Origin of the sequence: Agrobacterium vitis (genome assembly GCF_014926405.1) — a bacterium.
Taxonomy (GTDB): domain Bacteria; phylum Pseudomonadota; class Alphaproteobacteria; order Rhizobiales; family Rhizobiaceae; genus Allorhizobium; species Allorhizobium vitis_H.
Genome location: NZ_JACXXJ020000003.1, coordinates 1,048,661 through 1,066,800, shown reverse-complemented (window position 1 = coordinate 1,066,800; position 18,140 = coordinate 1,048,661). Strand labels below are relative to the sequence as shown.

Annotated in this window: 15 protein-coding genes; 10 read left to right on the top strand and 5 right to left on the bottom strand. The window is 55.5% G+C overall.

All coding sequences use genetic code 11. From position 1 onward, the window contains the following. Nucleotides 1-120: 120 nt before the first annotated feature. Both IEI95_RS06130 and IEI95_RS06125 read right to left on the bottom strand, forming a co-directional pair. Nucleotides 121-642 (bottom strand): hypothetical protein, encoded by a 522-nt coding sequence (locus IEI95_RS06130; RefSeq protein ID WP_071584492.1) that lies wholly within the window; start codon nt 640-642, stop codon nt 121-123. A 480-nt stretch (nt 643-1,122) separates the two neighbouring features. Beyond that, nucleotides 1,123-1,746 carry a TetR/AcrR family transcriptional regulator gene (locus tag IEI95_RS06125; protein WP_156532047.1) on the bottom strand — a complete coding sequence of 208 codons (624 nt, stop codon included), beginning with the start codon at nt 1,744-1,746 and terminating at the stop codon, nt 1,123-1,125. A 205-nt stretch (nt 1,747-1,951) separates the two neighbouring features. On the opposite strand from IEI95_RS06125, the gene IEI95_RS06120 reads away from it, so the two are divergent. Together IEI95_RS06120 and IEI95_RS06115 are read left to right on the top strand one after the other, a co-directional pair. Continuing rightward, the gene (locus IEI95_RS06120) at nt 1,952-3,241 is read left to right on the top strand and encodes an FAD-linked oxidoreductase, L-gulonolactone oxidase family (RefSeq protein ID WP_156532048.1); all 1,290 of its coding nucleotides are present in this window, start codon (nt 1,952-1,954) and stop codon (nt 3,239-3,241) included. After that, nucleotides 3,241-4,407, top strand: coding sequence for an alanine racemase (locus IEI95_RS06115; RefSeq protein ID WP_156532049.1), 1,167 nt, complete (start codon nt 3,241-3,243; stop codon nt 4,405-4,407). The genes IEI95_RS06120 and IEI95_RS06115 overlap by 1 nt, the downstream gene beginning before the upstream one ends. 59 nt (nt 4,408-4,466) lie before the next feature. Here IEI95_RS06115 and IEI95_RS06110 read toward each other — a convergent pair whose 3' ends face one another. The 3 genes from IEI95_RS06110 to IEI95_RS06100 form a co-directional block, all read right to left on the bottom strand. Further along, nucleotides 4,467-5,732, bottom strand: a complete 1,266-nt coding sequence (locus tag IEI95_RS06110; protein WP_234890933.1) for an OmpP1/FadL family transporter — start codon at nt 5,730-5,732, stop codon at nt 4,467-4,469. A gap of 450 nt (nt 5,733-6,182) precedes the next feature. Next, a complete protein-coding gene (locus IEI95_RS06105; RefSeq protein ID WP_234890934.1) occupies nt 6,183-7,613 on the bottom strand; it encodes a coniferyl aldehyde dehydrogenase in 1,431 nt (476 codons plus the stop codon). A 20-nt stretch (nt 7,614-7,633) separates the two neighbouring features. After that, nucleotides 7,634-8,776 (bottom strand): MFS transporter, encoded by a 1,143-nt coding sequence (locus tag IEI95_RS06100; protein ID WP_156532167.1) that lies wholly within the window; start codon nt 8,774-8,776, stop codon nt 7,634-7,636. A gap of 436 nt (nt 8,777-9,212) precedes the next feature. Between IEI95_RS06100 and IEI95_RS06095 the strand changes: the two genes are divergently transcribed. The 8 genes from IEI95_RS06095 (at nt 9,213) to IEI95_RS06060 (ending at nt 18,122) form a co-directional block, all read left to right on the top strand. Continuing rightward, entirely contained in the window at nt 9,213-10,244 is a 1,032-nt protein-coding gene (locus IEI95_RS06095; protein ID WP_156532051.1) for an AraC family transcriptional regulator, read from the top strand. Nucleotides 10,245-10,374: 130 nt separating this feature from the next. Then, nucleotides 10,375-11,973, top strand: coding sequence for a xylulokinase (locus IEI95_RS06090; RefSeq protein WP_156537344.1), 1,599 nt, complete (start codon nt 10,375-10,377; stop codon nt 11,971-11,973). Next, on the top strand, nt 11,966-12,619 hold the full coding sequence (locus tag IEI95_RS06085; RefSeq protein WP_071206902.1) for a class II aldolase/adducin family protein: 654 nt from the start codon (nt 11,966-11,968) through the stop codon (nt 12,617-12,619). The genes IEI95_RS06090 and IEI95_RS06085 overlap by 8 nt, the downstream gene beginning before the upstream one ends. A gap of 1 nt (nt 12,620) precedes the next feature. Next, the gene (locus IEI95_RS06080) at nt 12,621-14,081 is read left to right on the top strand and encodes an aspartate aminotransferase family protein (RefSeq protein WP_156537343.1); all 1,461 of its coding nucleotides are present in this window, start codon (nt 12,621-12,623) and stop codon (nt 14,079-14,081) included. 7 nt (nt 14,082-14,088) lie between these two features. Next, on the top strand, nt 14,089-14,754 hold the full coding sequence (locus IEI95_RS06075; protein WP_194416156.1) for a hypothetical protein: 666 nt from the start codon (nt 14,089-14,091) through the stop codon (nt 14,752-14,754). Between the two features lie 102 nt (nt 14,755-14,856). Continuing rightward, on the top strand, nt 14,857-16,023 hold the full coding sequence (locus IEI95_RS06070; RefSeq protein ID WP_204166261.1) for an alpha-hydroxy-acid oxidizing protein: 1,167 nt from the start codon (nt 14,857-14,859) through the stop codon (nt 16,021-16,023). Nucleotides 16,024-16,214: 191 nt separating this feature from the next. Beyond that, on the top strand, nt 16,215-17,264 hold the full coding sequence (locus IEI95_RS06065; RefSeq protein WP_194416155.1) for an NAD-dependent epimerase/dehydratase family protein: 1,050 nt from the start codon (nt 16,215-16,217) through the stop codon (nt 17,262-17,264). A gap of 57 nt (nt 17,265-17,321) precedes the next feature. Beyond that, nucleotides 17,322-18,122 carry an SDR family NAD(P)-dependent oxidoreductase gene (locus IEI95_RS06060; protein WP_234890936.1) on the top strand — a complete coding sequence of 267 codons (801 nt, stop codon included), beginning with the start codon at nt 17,322-17,324 and terminating at the stop codon, nt 18,120-18,122. Nucleotides 18,123-18,140: the final 18 nt, after the last annotated feature.

Genomic DNA, 18,140 nt, shown 5'->3' with positions numbered 1-18,140 from the left:
TTCGTTTGTCTTTTCGGGAAAATCGGGTTCCACTTTTCCCTGGCAAACGCTCATCGGCGATGTCGGCGAAGCCGGCCACAATGCGTCCTTGGAGCCGGGCTGCGATCGAGTTCGGTCTTCTCAATTCCCCATCGGATTCTGACCGGGGACGACCTTGCGGAAGGTGCTCCAATGTTCCGCGATCTTGCCGTTGTGGACCCGGAAGACAGTTAGGATGTTCCACTCGTAAACCGCACCCGGCACGACCGGATCCGGCGCGAGTTCGCGCATCATGAGGCAGCCGACCTCTCCGTCGAGAATGACGCTCACCACGGGCGGCGGCGTCGAGCCGGCGATAGGCACCAGTCGGAACTGCTCGATGAGTTTTTCACGGCCATGGCCGAATGCGTTTGGGTCGTGCTGAATGTAGTCCTCGGCGATGTACTTCGTCATCACCTCAACGACCCGCTCTTTCACGACATTGTCGCGGACGATCCTGGAAAGATCGGCTTCGAACTCGATCAGTAACCGCTTGATCGCTGTGCGCTCTGGCGATGGATCTGCCGCGACCGCGGCTTTGAACTCTTCGTTATCAAGCCAGTTCGTGTAGATAGCGGGGTCGCTGATCTCAGCGATGCCGTTGACAATTGTGAATCCGCTCACTGTCTTGGGTCCTTTATTTCTGGTATTGTAAGGCGCTAAAGCGCAATGACGACATCTAAGTCGGCGCGCAAATCCGCTCACCGTGACACGGTGTCAGCATATAGAGTAATGATTTGTCCTAGGCTTTTCGCGGACGTCGCGCTTCAATCCGGTCAACGGGCATTTCAGCTGAAGGGCATCGCCGGACAACGCACGGCTCACCAAGCATAGGGCGCATATTGCGCGACTGTATGGACATTTGAACTCCTCCTTTGATTGATCGCACCCAAAGGCGCTTTTTAGATCAATCCCTCCGAAACTGATCTAAACGGTACAGTACAGAAATGTCAAGCGCTTTTTGCCAGCGTTGCTTCTTGCGAAAACACCGCCGAGCCGAGCGTTTACTGGTGAGGCTATGGGTGCTCCGACATAGACATTGTCCACCCTTTGGTGTTCGTCAGTTTGCTGTCAAAACGCAGAATGGCCGGCCCATTCCAGATCTTATAGCTGTTCGAATTGGCTGAACCGGCCACGAATAAGACGTCGATAATCATCAATGATCACGGCGCCTTTTTCTTCACTCTCATGCAAAGCCAAACGAATTGCGGCGCTGGCGAGCTGGAATAGCAAATAGACGGCGCGCGCATATTCCTGCCTGCAACTTTCCGCCAGAAAGCCCTGTGTACTCCGACTGAACTGATCGGCCTGCCGGAGGGTTTCCTGGATGTCGAGGTCATGCAGTGCCTTGTCAGCATGGACGGCATCGAGCAGGTCCTGCACAGCAGGGTCGCTCCGGACGCGATTATAATAGAAATCAACGATCATTTCTGCCGCATCGCCAATACCAGAGGCATCCTCAATGTCCTGAAGAGCCGTATCGATGACTTCGCGCGTTCCCTCAGAATATCGTTCAAAAAGCGTAGCGATGACTGCGGTTCTGTTTGGAAAGTAATGGTAGACGGTCGCCAGAGACATGTCGCTTGCAGTGGCAATGCCGCGCATGGTGACAGCAGCGCTGCCTTTTTGACCAATCAGCTCCATTGCTGCCGAAAGGATATCGTCAATACGGTCTCTGCTGCGCTCCTGGCGGGGCTGTCTCCGCAATGTCTTTTGGTCGCTCGTCATAGCGTGCTCCGCTTTCGAGTTGACAAATTTGTGACATACGCCAAAGTAAAAATTGACACAGTGTCAGCTTTTCTCAATTATCATAGCAAAGGGGAATGCTGGCGCACAGTGAGAAAGCAGAAATGATTGGGGTTACATAAAAATGGCCTTAAGGCCCGCCGGTCGGTGTGGCCGAACAAGCCTCCTATAAACAGAGGAAGTTACGATGGTTTCAGGCGAAAATGTATCGTGGAGCAATTGGTCAGGCACCGTTGAGACCCAGGTGAAAGCAATTCTTCGTCCCAGTACGAATGAAGAGTTGAAGAATACCATCCGCTCGGCGCCAGGACCGCTCCGGCTCGTTGGCTCGGGCCATTCATTTACGCCGCTTGTCTCGACCCCTGGAACGATCGTCGATCTGTCGGCTTTGTCCGGTTTGATCGATTATGACAGTGACGCCCTGACCGCAACGATTGGAGCGGGTACCAAGCTGAGCGATCTGACGGAATTGCTCGCCGGGCTCGGTCAAGCGCTGCCCAACATGGGCGATATCGACAAGCAGTCTGTCGCCGGCGCGCTTGGTACCGCAACGCATGGTTCGGGCCTTAGCCTGGGGGCTTATCACACTCTGTTGAAAGACATGCAATTCATCGATGGTCGCGGCACGCACCGGGAATTTATAGCCGGACGCGATGACGAGATGATCCATGCGACCGGCGTGACGCTTGGTAGTTTCGGAGCCTTGACTGCCGTTACCTTTCAGAATGTCCCGGCTTATAATCTGCGCCGCAAGCGGACAATGATATCGATTGGCGATACGCTTGAAAACTTCGAAAGCTTGATGTCAGCCCATCGATCGGCAGAGATTTTCTTTGTTCCCTTTGCCAATCATGCGCTTTTTCAGACACTGGATATCACTGACGAACCGGGTGATTTTCAAGTGACCTCGGAGGACGAAGACGGTCTTGCGACGCTGAAGAAACTCAGAACCTTTCTACGATGGTTTCCCGGCTTGCGACGCAAATTGATCGGCAATGCCATGGCGAAGCTGTCCGACGAGGAGGCCGTGGGTGAATGGATGAAGGTCTATGTCACCGACCGCCAGACCAAATTCAATGAAATGGAATATCATCTACCGTTTGAAGAGGGAGCCGGGGCTCTGGCGGAGATCATCGAACTGATTGAGAAGCGCTTTCCGGAAATCTACTTTCCCATTGAAGTCCGCAGTGTCAAAGGGGACGAATTCTGGCTCAGCCCCTTCTACAAGCGTGACACGTGTTCCATAGCCATTCATCACGGCATCGGTGAAAATCCGGCAGCGTTCTTCCTTGCTGCGGAGGCTGTGTTCCGTAAGCGGGGTGGGCGACCGCATTGGGGTAAATTGCATAACCTGAGGGCTGCCGATCTGGTCGGCATCTATCCGCGATTTAAGGATGCAATGGAGATCAGATCAGAAATAGATCCTGAAAATCGCTTTATCTCGCCTTACATGGCGACGCTGCTTGGGGTTCGATAATGGCTGAAGCCGACTATTTCCGGATGCTCTCTGAAGCGCTTTCTCAAGCCGAATTGTTTCGTCCGGTACTTGTGGTTGACAGAGACAGGCTCGATGCAAATATTGCCACGATTGCGGGCGGTCTCGCGCCGGGTCTTGGCTTACGGGTCGTTGATAAGTCTCTGTCATCAATCCCATTGCTCGAGCGCATTCTGACACAAGCCGGAACGATGCGCCTCATGAGCTTCCATCTGCCGATGACGTGCGCCGTATTGGAGGCTTTCCCGAAGGCAGAAATTCTTTACGGGAAACCGCTTCCCACCAGAGCGCTTGCGGCGTGGATGCGGCTCGCTTCTCCGTATCTGGTCGAGGATCTTCTGCGACGCACAGTATTTCTGATCGATAGCCCGGACCGGCTCGACCAATATGCGGCACTGGCGCGCGAAGCTGGACAAACAATCAGAATAGCCTTTGAGACGGATACCGGCATGCATCGCGGTGGGTTCGAAACGCCTGATGCGCTGGCTGCCATCTGCGCACGTGCCATTCAGCAAAAGGAGTTGAGAATAGAGGGTCTTGTCGGCTATGAGGCGCATATCCCGGAGGTTGCTCGTCTCATCGGAGGCGCTGCGGAAAGGGAGAAAGTCATCTCCCGCGTCAAGGCATTTGTTTCGGTATTTCCGCATGGCACCTGCGCCATCGCCAATACGGGCGGCAGTAAAACTGCGCTTTCCTATCATGATGCCGGTGCCGCGAATGAAGTTTCCGTGGGCTCGGCTTTTCTGAAGCCGACGGATTTCGATATGCCGTCTCTTGAGGCTGTGCAGCCTGCCGTCTTTATTGCCACGCCTGTGTTGAAAGTGGAGGAGGTCCGCTTGCCGGGGCCTCCGTTGCTGACAAGTCTAATGCAGGCTATCGGCCTTTTCCCGCACAAGGGGTGTTTTCTCTATGGCGGCAAGTGGATGGCCAAACCGGTTTTTCCCAAAGGCATGCGGGAAAACAAGATCTGGGGGCTTTCATCCAATCAGCAAATGATGGCTCTGCCTTACGAAAGCACCTTGAAACCTGATGATTTTGCTTTCTTTCGCCCGACGCAGAGCGAGGCGGTGCTGCAACATTTCGATGGAATTCACGTTCTTTCCAAAGGCCGGATTATCGAAACCTGGCCCACTCTTCCGCCGGGTTGACGGAAGAGGTTTGTGATCCTTTTAGACTTGGGTTTTATTCCAAGCGACCATTGACATGCTCAGAATTCGATCAGATACCCCAATCCAACGGCGACCGCCCAATCATGCTTGGCGGTTGCGTCATAAGTCGCTCCGGCGCTGACGCTCTGTGAACCGGCAGTGAGGTAAGAGACGGAGGTTCCGAGATCGAATTTACCGAATTTGGTTTTGTACTCGGCGCCTAGTCCAAGCGACCATGTATCGGTCGTAATGTCTGCTCCTGTCCCTACGCCTTCATCCCAGGTCACATTGACGGTTCCAGACAGTTTTTCTGTAAATTCATGACCAACACCAATCTGCACCGTGTAGCCGTCCTTGTAGTTGAAGGCCTTGTTGCTTGTGCCAAGCCCGGTGACGTCATATCTGAAGTTTTGAAGAACGCTCCAGTCTGTCCAGGTCAAGGAACCGTAAACCAGCCAACCCGGCGCGACGCCGGTCTGGGCAGAGAGCTTGATCGACTGCGGTAGGGTTCCGGTTCCGTTAGCAGGTGCAGTGTCTGTCACACCGGCGGCGGCGGCCAGCGCTGAGGGCGTGAATGTCCCTTCCGCATCATGCGAGACTTGCGACCGGTACATGAGCTGGAAGCGCATGGCATATTCGGGAATGTCGTAAGCGGCGCCCACTCGGTAGCCTAACGCACCGTCATCCTTCAGCCGAATGTTACCGTAAAGGGTGTTTTCCTTGTATTCGAAACTTTCCAGAAAGACGCCGCCGATCATGTAAAAGCGGCCCGGCCCTGCGTCGACCCGCACATCGCAGGTCGCACCGTATTCATCCGTCGAAAACTGCATTTTTGAAGTGGGATTAACGAGTGCCAATCCCTGGCTCGAAGCTGTGGTATATTCGGCGTTCTGCGCCTGGCTTCCATACGTTGCAGATGCGCCAAATGGTTGCGTATATGTCAAAGCGCAGGCGATACCGGAACCAAGCGTTGCCTTGACGGCGACGCTTGGTATCCAAAACTCATCCGAATAGGCTTTATCAGAAGCACGTGCGCCGTTCAGGGTTGAAAATGAGCGGCTTGGTGAGACATATATTGCTCCGGTGCGTAAACTATAGTTTCCATCCGTAAACAGAATATCAGTGTCGGCCTCACCTCTGCTGAAGCCGCCCGCGATTGCAACGCAAGGCGCAAACGATAGTGCGCCCACCCATATTGCCAGCGCAAATTGAGGCGCTCGCCAAGAATATTGACTGCTCATTTCGTTCCCTTTTTTTATGTAGCATCGACGACATCGAGTTCCCGAAATTATTTTCCCAGTTTTCGGTTTGATGCTTTCCTGCATTCTCAGTATCGATCACCCCCGGGTATTGTTTAGGGTGCTATTCATTCGGTGCCTGTCTCGATTCATGTCTTTAAACAGGTCGCTTCCTCCAGCGGAGGGATGGCCGAACTGCAACATATCAAAGACCGGTAATTCGTTGCTTTCTCCCTCGTCAAAGCGAACTGAAATTGCTCAGCATATGGCGGTTCCCCAATTTAACCACGATAAATTGGACCTCGTTTCCATCAAGGGAAAACCTGGTCATATTGGTGTCATATGAGGCCAAGTCTTACCTAACGGGCAGGACGATGCTGCTTGTCTGGTATTGGGTTCAGACGCTTGCTCCAACCAATGACGCGGCAAGGTCATGATCCGTCTTCAAGGAAACCGATAGCTTACGCAGACGTCTGCCGCAGTGGACCATACATTCACCGGCACGACACGAAAAATTATGGAAAATGACCCTTCATATTAGTCGCGCGTCATGAACCTGGCCAGCAATTGTGCCAAGCGCCCGTAAGGAGGCATGGCGAGGCGTGCAGGATTGAAAAGACGGACTTTTGCAATGCCGCGGGCATGGGAAAAACGCTTGAAGCCCTCATGTCCGTGATAGGCCCCCATGCCGCTTGGCCCGATACCCCCAAACGGCAGGTCGTTTTGTGCGATATGCAGAAGCGTCCCATTGATCGTGACATTGCCGGAAATCGTGTTCGTCAATGCTTTTTTCTCGGTCGCCCGGTTTCCAGTGAAGATATAGAGCGCCAGAGGGCGCGGGCGCTCGCGGACAAATTTCAACGCTGTGTCAAAATCCTCATAGGGAATCAGGGGCAGGATTGGCCCGAAAATTTCTTCCTCCATCAGCAAGCAATCCACAGGCGGGTCGATTACCAGCGTGGGTGCGATCACGCGCCCTTGAGAGGGCATGGCGATATCAGCAGTGATGAGTTTGGCCCCACGGGCGCGGCATTCCTCAAGGCCTTTGAGCAAGCGTTCATGCGCTCGAGCGCCGACAAGGCTTGAATACTGTTCTTGCCCTGCGTGTTGTGGTCCCGCATGTTGTGGTCCCGCCTGTCGTGGATAAAAAGCCTCTGCCTGAGAGATCAGGGCGGATGCAAGGTCTCCAAGTTTTGATTTCTCGACCAGAACATAGTCAGGTGCAATGCAAGTCTGGCCCGCGTTCATCAGCTTCCCAAAGGCGATGTCACGGGCAGCATCGGCAATGGGATAATCCGGGGCGATGAGTGCGGGCGACTTGCCACCCAGTTCCAGGGTGAGCGGTGTCAGGTTAGCAGCTGCTGACGCCATAACCTTGCGACCCACCGCCGTTGAGCCGGTGAAAATCAGATGATCGAACGGCAGGGCAGAAAAGGCTGCGGCAATCTCCACCCCTCCTTGGATAACGGCAACCTCCTCCGGGGCGAAGTAAGCCTCGACAAGCTTGGAAAGAAGAGCCGATGTTTCCGGCAGTAATTCCGATGGCTTGATGATCGCCCGGTTTCCGGCAGCCAAAATGTCAATCAGCGGCCCAAGAGCCAGTAGAAGCGGATAGTTCCACGGCACCATAATACCAATCACACCGAGCGGCTGGTATTGAACCCAGTTTGCAAGCTGGAGAAACTCAATCGAGCGTCCACGGCGTTCGCGTTTCATCCATCGGCGTAGATGAGACCGTGTATGGCGAAGCGCCCCCATGAGCGGAGCAATCTCCAACTGCACCGTTTCATGATCGGACCTATGACCAAAATCCCGCGAAACCACATCGCACAGCGCTTGCCGGTTCTCCTTCAGCAATCGGCCGATCCGGTTAAGGCGGTCCCGACGCAAGGATAGTGACGGATAACTGTCATGCTGGAAGGATTGACGCTGGCGTTCCAGAATAGACTGGAGAGTTTCAATGGCCATATCGAACAAGTTTCACTCCGCTATTTATTGACGACAGTCGCTGGAAAGCTACGGTGGAGATGGCCAAAGATGATTGCTGCAAAGATCGCCGCGATTGCCAGGGGCAAGAGACAGGACCAGGCGAAGAGGCTCGAATCGTAGCCTTCAAAGATTGGCCCGGCAATTGCGGTTCCCACCGTGCCCCCCACGACGGCAACCACTAAGGTTCGTGACATCACTGACCCGTCGGGGTCGTTTTCGGTCAGTATACCTGTGATAAACGGAGTCACGATATAGAAACCGATATTGACCAGAACCTGGGTCATGACGAAAATCAGGGGTGTTAGCATGGTGAACAGGAAATAGATCGACATCGCCATGATCAGGAAACCCAGCAGCACGGCGGGCAGTCTTTTGGCCTTGTCATAGGTGAAAGAAGGAATGATCGCTCCCAGGAAGCCCACCAGCGATGATAGGGCGAGATAGAAGCCAACTTCACCATTGCTCAGCCCCACTTTTTCCCCCACATAACCGCAGACTGCCCATTGCGCCGCCTGCACCCCATAAACGAGAAATACAACCATCATTGCAAGCAGCATTTTCCCATTGTTGAGTTTGGTGTGACGGCTTGCCACAGGCAGCCGGGACGAGCGCCTGGCAACGAAGACCAGGAGCGGCGCCATGATGGCGGTAAACGCGCCCAACATGAGAAAGACAGGCGCTCCCGCTTCTTCCGGTGGCACGAGTGATACCACGAAGAGCAGCAACCCCATGGCGGTTCCGCCAATCAGGCTAAGCGCGCCCCAGTATCTTTCGGCATTGGCAAGCGAGGCAAGGCTCATCGAAACCAGGCTGAACAAGGCGCCCTCGCCAAGTCCGGTCGCAAATCTTGCGGAGGCAAGGCTGTAAGGGTTTTGAAGCCAGAAACTCAGCGCTTCGCCGGCCATGACCGCGACAATGCCGCCAATCGCCACTGCTTTCCATGATCTGAGCGCCAGTTTGGGTAAGAATATTCCATAAAACGCAATGCCCGCGAGTTCTGCGCTGGCGACGATTGTCGCCATTGCTTCGTTATAGCCCGTCAGTTTGCTCATCGATAGAACGACGACGGGCATGACCATTGTCCCATTCAGCGCGACCGCATAGGCAGCACTCAAGCCGAGTATCCACAAAAGCATCGTCATTCTCCCAGAGAAGTGCGCCCCCGGAGAGGTTGGTCCCCATAGAGGCCGGGCAGCTTTTCGCATACCCATTGTTCCGCCTGTTATTATTGTCCGGCCCTTAAAGAGCGCGGTGAAGTTCAGAATAGGAGGACGACACTGCACCACAAGGGAGTTCGGGGACACTGTGGTGTCATCTCCGGCCAATCTATCTCCCAAGACCTCCCTGGCATTGACTGTCGTCATGGAGGTGTCTTTGTATCTCATGCTCCGCGCAGCGGATATACTCGGCCCGAATGGACAACAGTATGCGGAGGAATATTGTACGGTTGGGGCAAATGCCGCATAATCCCTGATATTTCCGGTCATAACCGGCTCTGTTGGAGGAGAATGGAGCAGGATGCCGACATGGCTGTCGCAGCAGAAATGGACGTGAAGGTTAAGTCATAAGGGGGGTCTGATGAAGACAGTCGATGCGCGTTACGTGACTGCCAATATCCCGGCGTTTCTCATTCGCAGCCTCGTGATGACGCTCACGGATTTCGGTCTCGACGCCTCGCGATTAACGGCTGGTCTTGGCATTCCCATGGAGGATCTTGCCGACCCAGCCTGTCGGGTTTCTTTTCGCCAGGGACGTGAGGCGATCCTGCGGGCCATGAAAATGACCAAGGGCAAGGCGCTTGGATTGGAGACCGGGATTCGCGAAAAGATTACCTCTGTGGGCCTGGTCGGTTATGTGATGGTGACAGCAGCGACTGTGGGTGACGCGGTCAAGCTTGGCCTTGATCTGCAAAAAGATACCGGCAGCATGCTGGAATTCGACACAAAGGAAAGTCCGGAGGGTGTCGTCGTCACGGCGGCGAGCCGTTTTCACGATCCCGACATCTATGTTTTCCTGGTGGAAGAGGCTTTTGCCAGTTTCATGGGGGTCGCCCACGGCCTTGTCGGGGAGAGTTTCAAGCCGGTCCGGGTCGACTTTGCTTACCCTGCGCCAGCGCATACGGAAGCATATCAACGGGTTTTCGGCTGTCCGGTCCGATTTGGCCAGATGGAAAACGCCTTCATCTATGATGCCGCCTGGTACAAGCAACCGCTGCTGACATCCGATCCTCTTAGCCATCGCCAGCTTCTTGAATTCATGGCCTATAACCGCGCCCGAAGCCGCGAGGCGGCTGAAATCATCGAATCCGTCGAAAGGGTCCTGCGACAGAAGCTGCACAGCCGCACGCATATTTCCAAGGTGGCCCGTGCGCTTGGCATGAGCGAGCGCACCTTGCGTCGCAGACTTGCCGAGAGCGGGGTTTCCTTCCAATCGCTTCTGGATGATCTTCGCAAGAACCGCACGCTCGAACTGTTGGGCAACAGGAACATGTCTGTCGAGCAGATCGCATTTGCGGTCGGATTTTCGGACCCTCATAATTTCCGGCGAGCTTTCCGCCGTTGGACTGGCACCACGCCTGGCGCGCTTCGTGCGGATCTATCGCCTATTTGACCGGTAAAGACCCCTCAAAGGACAGCTTCACCGCTACGCAAATGGCGGGTTTTTCCCCTATTATAGGTGCAATATCCAATAAAAATGGGGAGCGACCTGGAAGCTATCCAGGCTGCATGCACGGCGATAGATGGCCAAGTCTGACCAATATGTTTTATCGATCGATCTTGGCACCAGTGGCTGCAAAGTCGGATTGGTGTCGATTACCGGACACGTGGTTGCCTGGGCATTCCGGTCGGTGCCGCTCCAGGTAATCGATACGATCGGGGCAGAGCAGGACCCCTCGCAGTGGTGGAATGCCTTCATAGAGGCAAGCCAGGACGTGCTCAGCCAGAGTGCTGCTTTGCGTGAAAACATCGTCGCGATCTGCTCATCTACCCAAGGCGAGGGGACTGTTGCCGTTGACCGTGATGGCAATGTGCTGATGAACGCGATTATCTGGCTCGACATGCGCGGTGCCCGCTACCTGAAGAAGGAAATGCGCGGTGCAATGAAGGTCGCAGGCTATGACGCGATCAAGTTGCAGAAGTGGTTGAGGCTATGTGGCGGTGCCCCGGCTCTGTCCGGCAAGGACCCAGCGGGCCACATGCTGCTGATCCGCGATGCTTTTCCTGATATCTACGAGAAGACCTACAAGTTTCTCAACGTTCTCGATTTCTTCAATCTGCGCCTGACGGGCCGGTTTTGCGCTACGCAGGATTCCATTCTCACCTCCTGGGTGACAGACAACCGCGATGTCAACCATATCCGCTATGACGACGGGTTGATCGGTGCCAGCGGCATCGACAAGGCGAAATTCCCCGATCTCGTCAGGTGTACGGATATCGTTGGAACCCTATTGCCTTCCGTCGCAGATCTGTTGGGCCTGTCGCCAAAAACACCGGTCGTTGCCGGTGCCATCGACAATTCAGCCGCCGCCATCGGCGCTGGAACGCTGGCCGATTATGACGCCCATCTCTACATGGGGTCATCGTCCTGGATCTCTGCGCATGTGCCTTTCAAGAAAACCAGTGTGATGGACCAGATCACATCGGTTCCTTGTCCGGTTTCGTCGAAATACCTGATGATCGCCATGCAATCGAGCGGGGCGAGCAATATCGCCTTCCTGAAGGACCGCATTGTCTTCCATGACGATGGCCTAATCGATTCCGAACCAACCCCGGATACCTACAGGCTTCTCGATGAGATTGCCGCCCGCACACCTGCCGGAGCGGCTGGCATGATGTACCTGCCGTGGCTTTTCGGTGAACGCTGCCCGGTGGATGACCCGACCCTTCGGGCCGGGATCTTCAACATGAGCATGGAGCATAACCGCGAGACACTGGTGAGGGCGGTCTTCGAAGGCGTGGCGCTCAATACGCGGTGGATGATGAAGCCGGTCTCGCGTTTTCTTGGCCGCAAGCCTGAGGTAATCACCATGATCGGCGGCGGTGCGATGTCGCCCGCCTGGTGCCAGATCTTCGCGGATGTTCTGGGCGTCCAGATCCGCCAGCCGCATGATCCGATGAAAGCCAATGCACGCGGTGCGGCCTTCATCGGCGCTGTGGGGCTCGGCCTCATCCAGTTCGACGAGGTCGCGCGGCATGTGGTGATCGACAGGGTTTACGATCCTGATCCGGCAACGCAGCGGCTCTACGACGAGCGCTTCGGTATCTTCACGGAACTCCATCGGCGCCTGGCGCCGCTTTACAAACGTCTAAACGGATCAAAGGGCAAGATTCATGGCTAAATTCATGGCCCAGCGGCAGGAGATTGCCGATATGTGCCGCTATTTCGCGGATAATGGCTATTTTGCCGGAACCGGCGGCAATATCGGCGTCCGCGTCGACAGAAAATTGATGGCGGTTACCCCCTCGGCCTCCGACTACTACACGGTCGAGGCGAAAGACGTGGTGATCCTCGATATCGAGACCCTTGACATAGTCGAGGGTGACAAGACGCCGACCATTGAAAAAGGACTGCATGCCAGGATGCTCCTTATGCATCCTAACCGTCATGCCAGTGTTCATACCCACCAGCCTATCGCAAGCGCTGTCGCCCTGCTGCATGAAATCCTGCCCTGGCCAAGGGGAAGCGATCTTGGGGCACTGGGTCCCCACGTCGCGCTTATTCCCTATAGGCCGTCGGGCACGGGAATGCTGGCAAAGATTTTTGCGAAGTCCCTGCGGCCCGACATCTTTGCATATCTTCTGGCCAGTCACGGCGTCATCTGCGCGGGGGCCGATCTCAAAACCGCTGCGGGCATGATCCGCAAGATCGAAGCCGCTGCCGCCGCCCATCTGCGCGAACGCATCAACAAACACGTCAATCTGGATCGGCAACTCCAGGCGTTCATTCTGAACGTTCTGGACAAGGCTGAGACCAAGGGAGCTTGAAATGAACATGGCAGCTCGTAACTCGGAACTTTCCTACAGCATCAGTGCCTGGCCGGATAACAAAGATCTCATGGACCGGCTGAATGCCCTGCTGAAGCAACCGCCCAAAGGCATTTCCAAGGCCAATATGCCGAAGGTGCTCGATTATTTCGAACAGAAATGTCAGACCTCCAAGGCCTGGGCCGCACGGGCGGCGGAGGTCATTCCGGGCGGGGTCCAGCATAACCTCGCCTTCAATTATCCGTTTCCCATTGCGGCCACCAAAGTCGATGGCGCCTATATGTGGGATGCGGACGGCAATCGCTATACCGATTTTCTGCAGGCGGGCGGACCGACATTGCTCGGCTCCAACTATCTGCCGGTGCGCGAAAAAGTGCATCAACTGATCGATGAATGCGGTCCGGTGACGGGCCTCCTTCACGAATACGAATTCAAGCTGGCCGAGATTATCCGCAAATATATGCCGGGCATTGAAATGTTCCGCATGCTCGGCTCCGGCACGGAAGCCTGCATGGGGGCCATCCGTCTGGCCCGTGCTCACACCGGCAAGAAATGGGTGATCAAGGTTGGCGGCGACTATCATGGCTGGAGCGACCAGATGGTCTACGGCATGCGTGTGCCCGGTACCGGTCGGCGCGAAGCAACGGGCATTCCGAAAGGTGTCACGGGTTATACTCAGGAAGTCTTCCCCAATGAGATTGGCACGCTCCGGCGCAAGCTGATGCTGAACCGTATTCGCGGTGGCACGGCAGCGGTTATTCTTGAGCCTCTGGGGCCGGAAAGCGGCACGCGGCCTGTGACGCCCGAATACAACCGCGAAGTTCGTAAACTCTGCGACGAATTCGGCGCTTTGCTGATCTTCGACGAAGTAGTCACCGGTTTTCGTGTCGGCATGGGTGGTGCGCAAGGCTATTTCAACGTGACGCCTGATATTACCGTGTTCGGCAAGTGCCTCACCGGGGGTTATCTGATGGCTGGCGGGATCGGCGGTCGCAAGGACATCATGATGACGCTGGTCGGGGGTATCGGCACCTCGAGTAAGCGCGCCTTTGTCGGCGGCACGCTTTCGGCCAATCCGCTGTCTTGCGTTGCTGGTTACTATGCGATCGAGGAGATGGCGCGCACCAATGCGCCGGTTGTTGCCGGACGAGCTGGCGACCGTCTGGCCAAGGGGTTGAAGGAGATCCTCAACCGGCTCGGCCTTCCCTATGTGGTCTATAATATGGGCTCCATCGTTCATCTCCAAACGTCCGCTGTGCTGTTGATGAGCATGCGCAACCCGATCAAGCTGATGCGCGAGGCCAATCCCCGTAAACACCTGATGGAAGAGATGGGTGCAGCCTATATGGCGCACGGCATCCTGACCCTGGCGGGTAGCCGCATCTATACGAGCATGGCGGACACCGATGAGGTGATCGACGATGCCCTTGAGCGTTTTGAAACCGTTTTCCGTTTGGTGTGACATGCTTATGAAAGTCAATAATGCCTATATCGAAGAGGCTCTTGGCCGGGCGGCGGCACGCCTTACGGGAAAAGGGCTTCTCAAGCCGGGTGATGTGCTGTCGCAGCGTATTCCCGAACAAAATGCCTTTGTGAGTGTCCAGATCAACTCCGGACAGGACGTGCCCGATGAATTCGAATGGACAAGTCTTTCCGCGACACCGGGCCTGTCCGCGATACCGGGGGACTTGCATCACCGCGTCTATCAGGCACGGCCGGATGTGGGAGCCATAGCCTCCGGCGGCTTGACCTGGACATCAGCACTGGCGCGCCTCGACCTTTCCCTGCCGGCGGTGTTCGATGAGCAGATCCGTCACCTCGGCCTTGAGGCAAAACGTTTGGGCATGTGCTCGACTGATGACCCGACAAAGGCCTTGTCGAACGGCGCCAATGCCTATTGCCTAGATGACATGGCGCTGTGCTTTGGCATGGGGCTAGAGCGCCTGCTGCTCAATATCGAGATCCTGGAAAAATGCGCTGAGTGTTTCATTCTTGCGCAAAGTGCCACGGTCAAGGTCAAGCAGATCCCGTGGCTGATCAGGTTCATTGCCAATGGGCGTCTGAAAAAAGATCAGAAGGAGGCCGCAGACCGGCATCTTCGCGGAGAAAGATCGATCATGAAGGCTGGATACTGACTAAAGCGCGACATCGCCTGTCATCATCAGGCGCATAAGCCGCTGTCATGTCGCGCCCCGATACCATTGCCCCAATACCAGTACCAATGGGAGGAGAAATTGGTGCAGCAAAATTTTGGAGACTTTCAAAATGAGATCTATCTTGCCGGGTTGAGCGGCAAGATGCCACTCTTGCCAGTGGATTTCGCCAGTTTGGAGACACAGGCGAGAGAGGCGATGTCACCCTCCGTCTGGAGTTATGTTTCCGGTGGCTGTGGAGACGAATTTACCCAGCGCAATAATGTCGAGGCATTCAACGGCTATGGCATCGTTCCGCGCATGTGCAACGGCGCGGCAAAGCGTGACATGAGCGTTCCTCTGTTCGGCAGGACATTGCCGGCTCCCGTCTTTCTAAGTCCTATCGGTGTGATTGGCCTTTGCTCGGCCGACAATCATGGTGATCTGCGTGTGGCCGAAGCTGCCGCGAAAACCGGTGTGCCGATGATGGCTTCGACGCTATCGCAAGATCCGATGGAAGAGGTTGCCAAAGCACTCGGTGATGCGCCCGGTTACTTCCAACTCTATACGCCCCGCGACCGTGATCTTGCCTTGAGTTTCATTTCGCGGGCGCAAAGCGCCGGATTTGAAGCCCTGGTCGTGACACTGGATACCTGGGTGACAGGCTGGCGGCCGCGCGACCTGAACTCCGCCAACTTTCCGCAGCTACGGGGTCTTTGCCTTGCCAATTATGTCAGTGATCCCTATTTTACCAAACGGCTGAAGAAGCCTGTTGCGGAGGATCCGGCTGCGGCGATCTTCGAGTGGGTGAATATATTCGGCCACATCATGACCTGGGAGGATCTGAAATGGATCCGAGAGGCGACCCGCCTGCCCATCGTCCTGAAGGGAATTTGCCACCCGGATGATGCGCGCCGCGCGGCCGATGCCGGCATTGACGCAATCCAATGTTCCAACCATGGCGGGCGGCAGGCCAATGGCGGAATTGCGGCGATTTCGATGCTGGACGATGTTATTCGAGCAGTCCCGGACATCCCCGTCCTGTTCGATTCGGGTGTCCGAAGCGGTACCGATGTCGCCAAAGCGCTGGCGATGGGGGCGGCGGCTGTGGGTATTGGCCGTTCCTACGCTTATGCGCTGGCGGCTGGTGGCACCGAAGGCGTCATACACCATTTACGTTGCATGTTGGCGGAAGCCGATCTTCTCATGGCTGTCAATGGTTACCCTACGATTACCGACCTCAGAAATGCTGGGGTCCGACCGACGCGGTAAATCTCATCGAACCCTGGTATTAATCACGGCGCCCACGTGGCGCCGCCTATTTGTTTTGTGACAAAGCACGATCTGGGGCGGGTCTTTTGCGGTCATTTTTTGATCAGCTAAGGCCAAGCCGGTATCCGCATATTTCGAACCGTTTCTTCCATCTGTTACGATCATTCCCATAAGAAAAACAGGGGTTCAGAATGCAAGAGACCATGCTCGTCACGGGCGGGAGCGGATTCGTTGCCAGCCATCTCATTCTTCAACTTCTTGAAATGGATGCCACTGTGCATGCCACGGTCAGAAGCCTGCGCAATGTGGCTAAGATCAAGCCGTTGACCGATATGCAGGCCCGCTTTCCGGGGAAGTTGACGCTCTATGAGGCTGATCTTCTTATCCCTGGTTCTTTTGATGCGGCAATGGCTGGCTGTTCAACTATTTTTCATGTCGCATCGCCTTTCAAGCTGCCGGAAAAAATCAAGGATGGACAGCGCGAAATGGTGGAGCCAGCCCTTCAAGGCACCCGCAATGTTCTTGGCAGCGTCAACAGAACCGAAAGCGTCCGGCGTGTGGTGATGACATCGACGATCGGCGCAATTTTTGGCGATTACATCGATGTTCGGTCGATGAAGAATAACACGGTTGCCGAGGAGTATTTCAATACGTCGAGCAATGTTCAAAACAATCCATACCACTATTCCAAGGTTTTGGCGGAAAAGGAAGCCTGGAGAATCCAGGGTGAGCAAAGCCGATGGAGCCTGACCACCATCAATCCCGGCATGATCCTCGGCCCTTCCTTGACGCCTGCTTCTGAATCCGGCTCGCTTTTTCTGCTCGACGAGATGTTCAAGGGATATTTTTTCTACGGCATGCCGGATCTCAGTCTCGCATGTGTGGATGTTCGCGACGTGGCGCAGGCGCATATCCGGGCGGCGCTGAACCCTGACGCAAAAGGGCGTTATATTCTCGCGGAAAACCGTACCAGAACCTTCCTGGAAATCGCCGGTTACGCACGCCGGGTTCACCCCAAGCCCTATCTTTTGCCCTCCTGGCAGATCCCCAATCTGGTGGTCCGGTTGATCGGGCCACTGTTTGGCCTGACGCAGGCATATATGACGAACCATCTCGGCATTCGCTTTGCTCTCGATAACAGGCGCAGCCAATCTGAGTTGGGCATTGTCTACCGGCCATTCGAGCAGACGATGGCGGATCACTATCGCGGTTGGGCGCAACAGCGTCGCGCGATGGCGTAATTTCCCAAGCTGAAGCCGATTTAAGGAATGATGCAGTCATCAGGCAGGAGATCAATCATGCATTTTTCAGGAAAAATTATTTTGATCGTCGGCGCTTCCTCCGGCATGGGGCGAGTGCTTGCCCTGCGGCTTGCAGGCGAGGGTGCCAGGGTGATCGTTACGGCGCGGCGCGAGCCGATGCTCATCGAACTGGCCGAGGATATCCGTAGCGCCGGTGGTGATTGCCTCGCCATCGCGGCTGATGCAACCGATGCGGCGGCCGCCGCCGATGTGGTGAAAACGGTGATCGATCACTATGGCCGGATCGACATGATCTATCTGAATGCAGGGGGTGCTCCGGCCCTGGATATGCGGCTGATGAGCGCCAGTGACGTCAATGCCTGCATGCGTTTGAATTACGATGTCGTGGTCAACTACCTCTTCCCGGTTTTGAAACAGATGATGAAACAGGGCGGCGGCTATGTCGCCCATACCAATTCGTTAGCCGGGTTTCTCGGCGTGCCGCTTCAAGGCCCTTATTCAGCAGCCAAGGGAGCGGCGATGCTGCTCATTGACACCTGCCGCATCGAATTTGCCCGCTATGGCATCAAGTTCACCACCGTTTATCCGGGGTTTGTCGCCACTGAGGCAACAGCTGCTGATGGGATGCCAGCGCCCCTTGAGATTTCGGCGGACAAGGCCGTTGACCACATCCTGTATGCGCTAAGGAATGAGAAGGCGGATTATCTGTTCCCTTTCACGATGCGCTGGTTAATCCGGCTGGCCCATATTCTGCCCAAGCCACTAACGCTGTGGATTTTGGGCAAGTCGATGCCAGCGCTACCCGAGATCGGACATACACAACCGATATCGACCTGACCGGTGGTTTTCGAGAGC

Excerpts from the sequence above, each read along its gene's own strand:
- IEI95_RS06125 (WP_156532047.1), bottom strand. The coding sequence starts at position 1,746 with ATGACGAGCGACCAAAAGACATTGCGGAGACAGCCCCGCCAGGAGCGC.
- IEI95_RS06120 (WP_156532048.1), top strand. The coding sequence starts at position 1,952 with ATGGTTTCAGGCGAAAATGTATCGTGGAGCAATTGGTCAGGCACCGTT.
- IEI95_RS06115 (WP_156532049.1), top strand. The coding sequence starts at position 3,241 with ATGGCTGAAGCCGACTATTTCCGGATGCTCTCTGAAGCGCTTTCTCAA.
- IEI95_RS06110 (WP_234890933.1), bottom strand. The coding sequence starts at position 5,732 with ATGCAGGAAAGCATCAAACCGAAAACTGGGAAAATAATTTCGGGAACT.
- IEI95_RS06105 (WP_234890934.1), bottom strand. The coding sequence starts at position 7,613 with ATGGCCATTGAAACTCTCCAGTCTATTCTGGAACGCCAGCGTCAATCC.
- IEI95_RS06100 (WP_156532167.1), bottom strand. The coding sequence starts at position 8,776 with ATGACGATGCTTTTGTGGATACTCGGCTTGAGTGCTGCCTATGCGGTC.
- IEI95_RS06095 (WP_156532051.1), top strand. The coding sequence starts at position 9,213 with ATGAAGACAGTCGATGCGCGTTACGTGACTGCCAATATCCCGGCGTTT.
- IEI95_RS06090 (WP_156537344.1), top strand. The coding sequence starts at position 10,375 with ATGGCCAAGTCTGACCAATATGTTTTATCGATCGATCTTGGCACCAGT.
- IEI95_RS06085 (WP_071206902.1), top strand. The coding sequence starts at position 11,966 with ATGGCTAAATTCATGGCCCAGCGGCAGGAGATTGCCGATATGTGCCGC.
- IEI95_RS06080 (WP_156537343.1), top strand. The coding sequence starts at position 12,621 with ATGAACATGGCAGCTCGTAACTCGGAACTTTCCTACAGCATCAGTGCC.
- IEI95_RS06075 (WP_194416156.1), top strand. The coding sequence starts at position 14,089 with ATGAAAGTCAATAATGCCTATATCGAAGAGGCTCTTGGCCGGGCGGCG.
- IEI95_RS06065 (WP_194416155.1), top strand. The coding sequence starts at position 16,215 with ATGCAAGAGACCATGCTCGTCACGGGCGGGAGCGGATTCGTTGCCAGC.
- IEI95_RS06060 (WP_234890936.1), top strand. The coding sequence starts at position 17,322 with ATGCATTTTTCAGGAAAAATTATTTTGATCGTCGGCGCTTCCTCCGGC.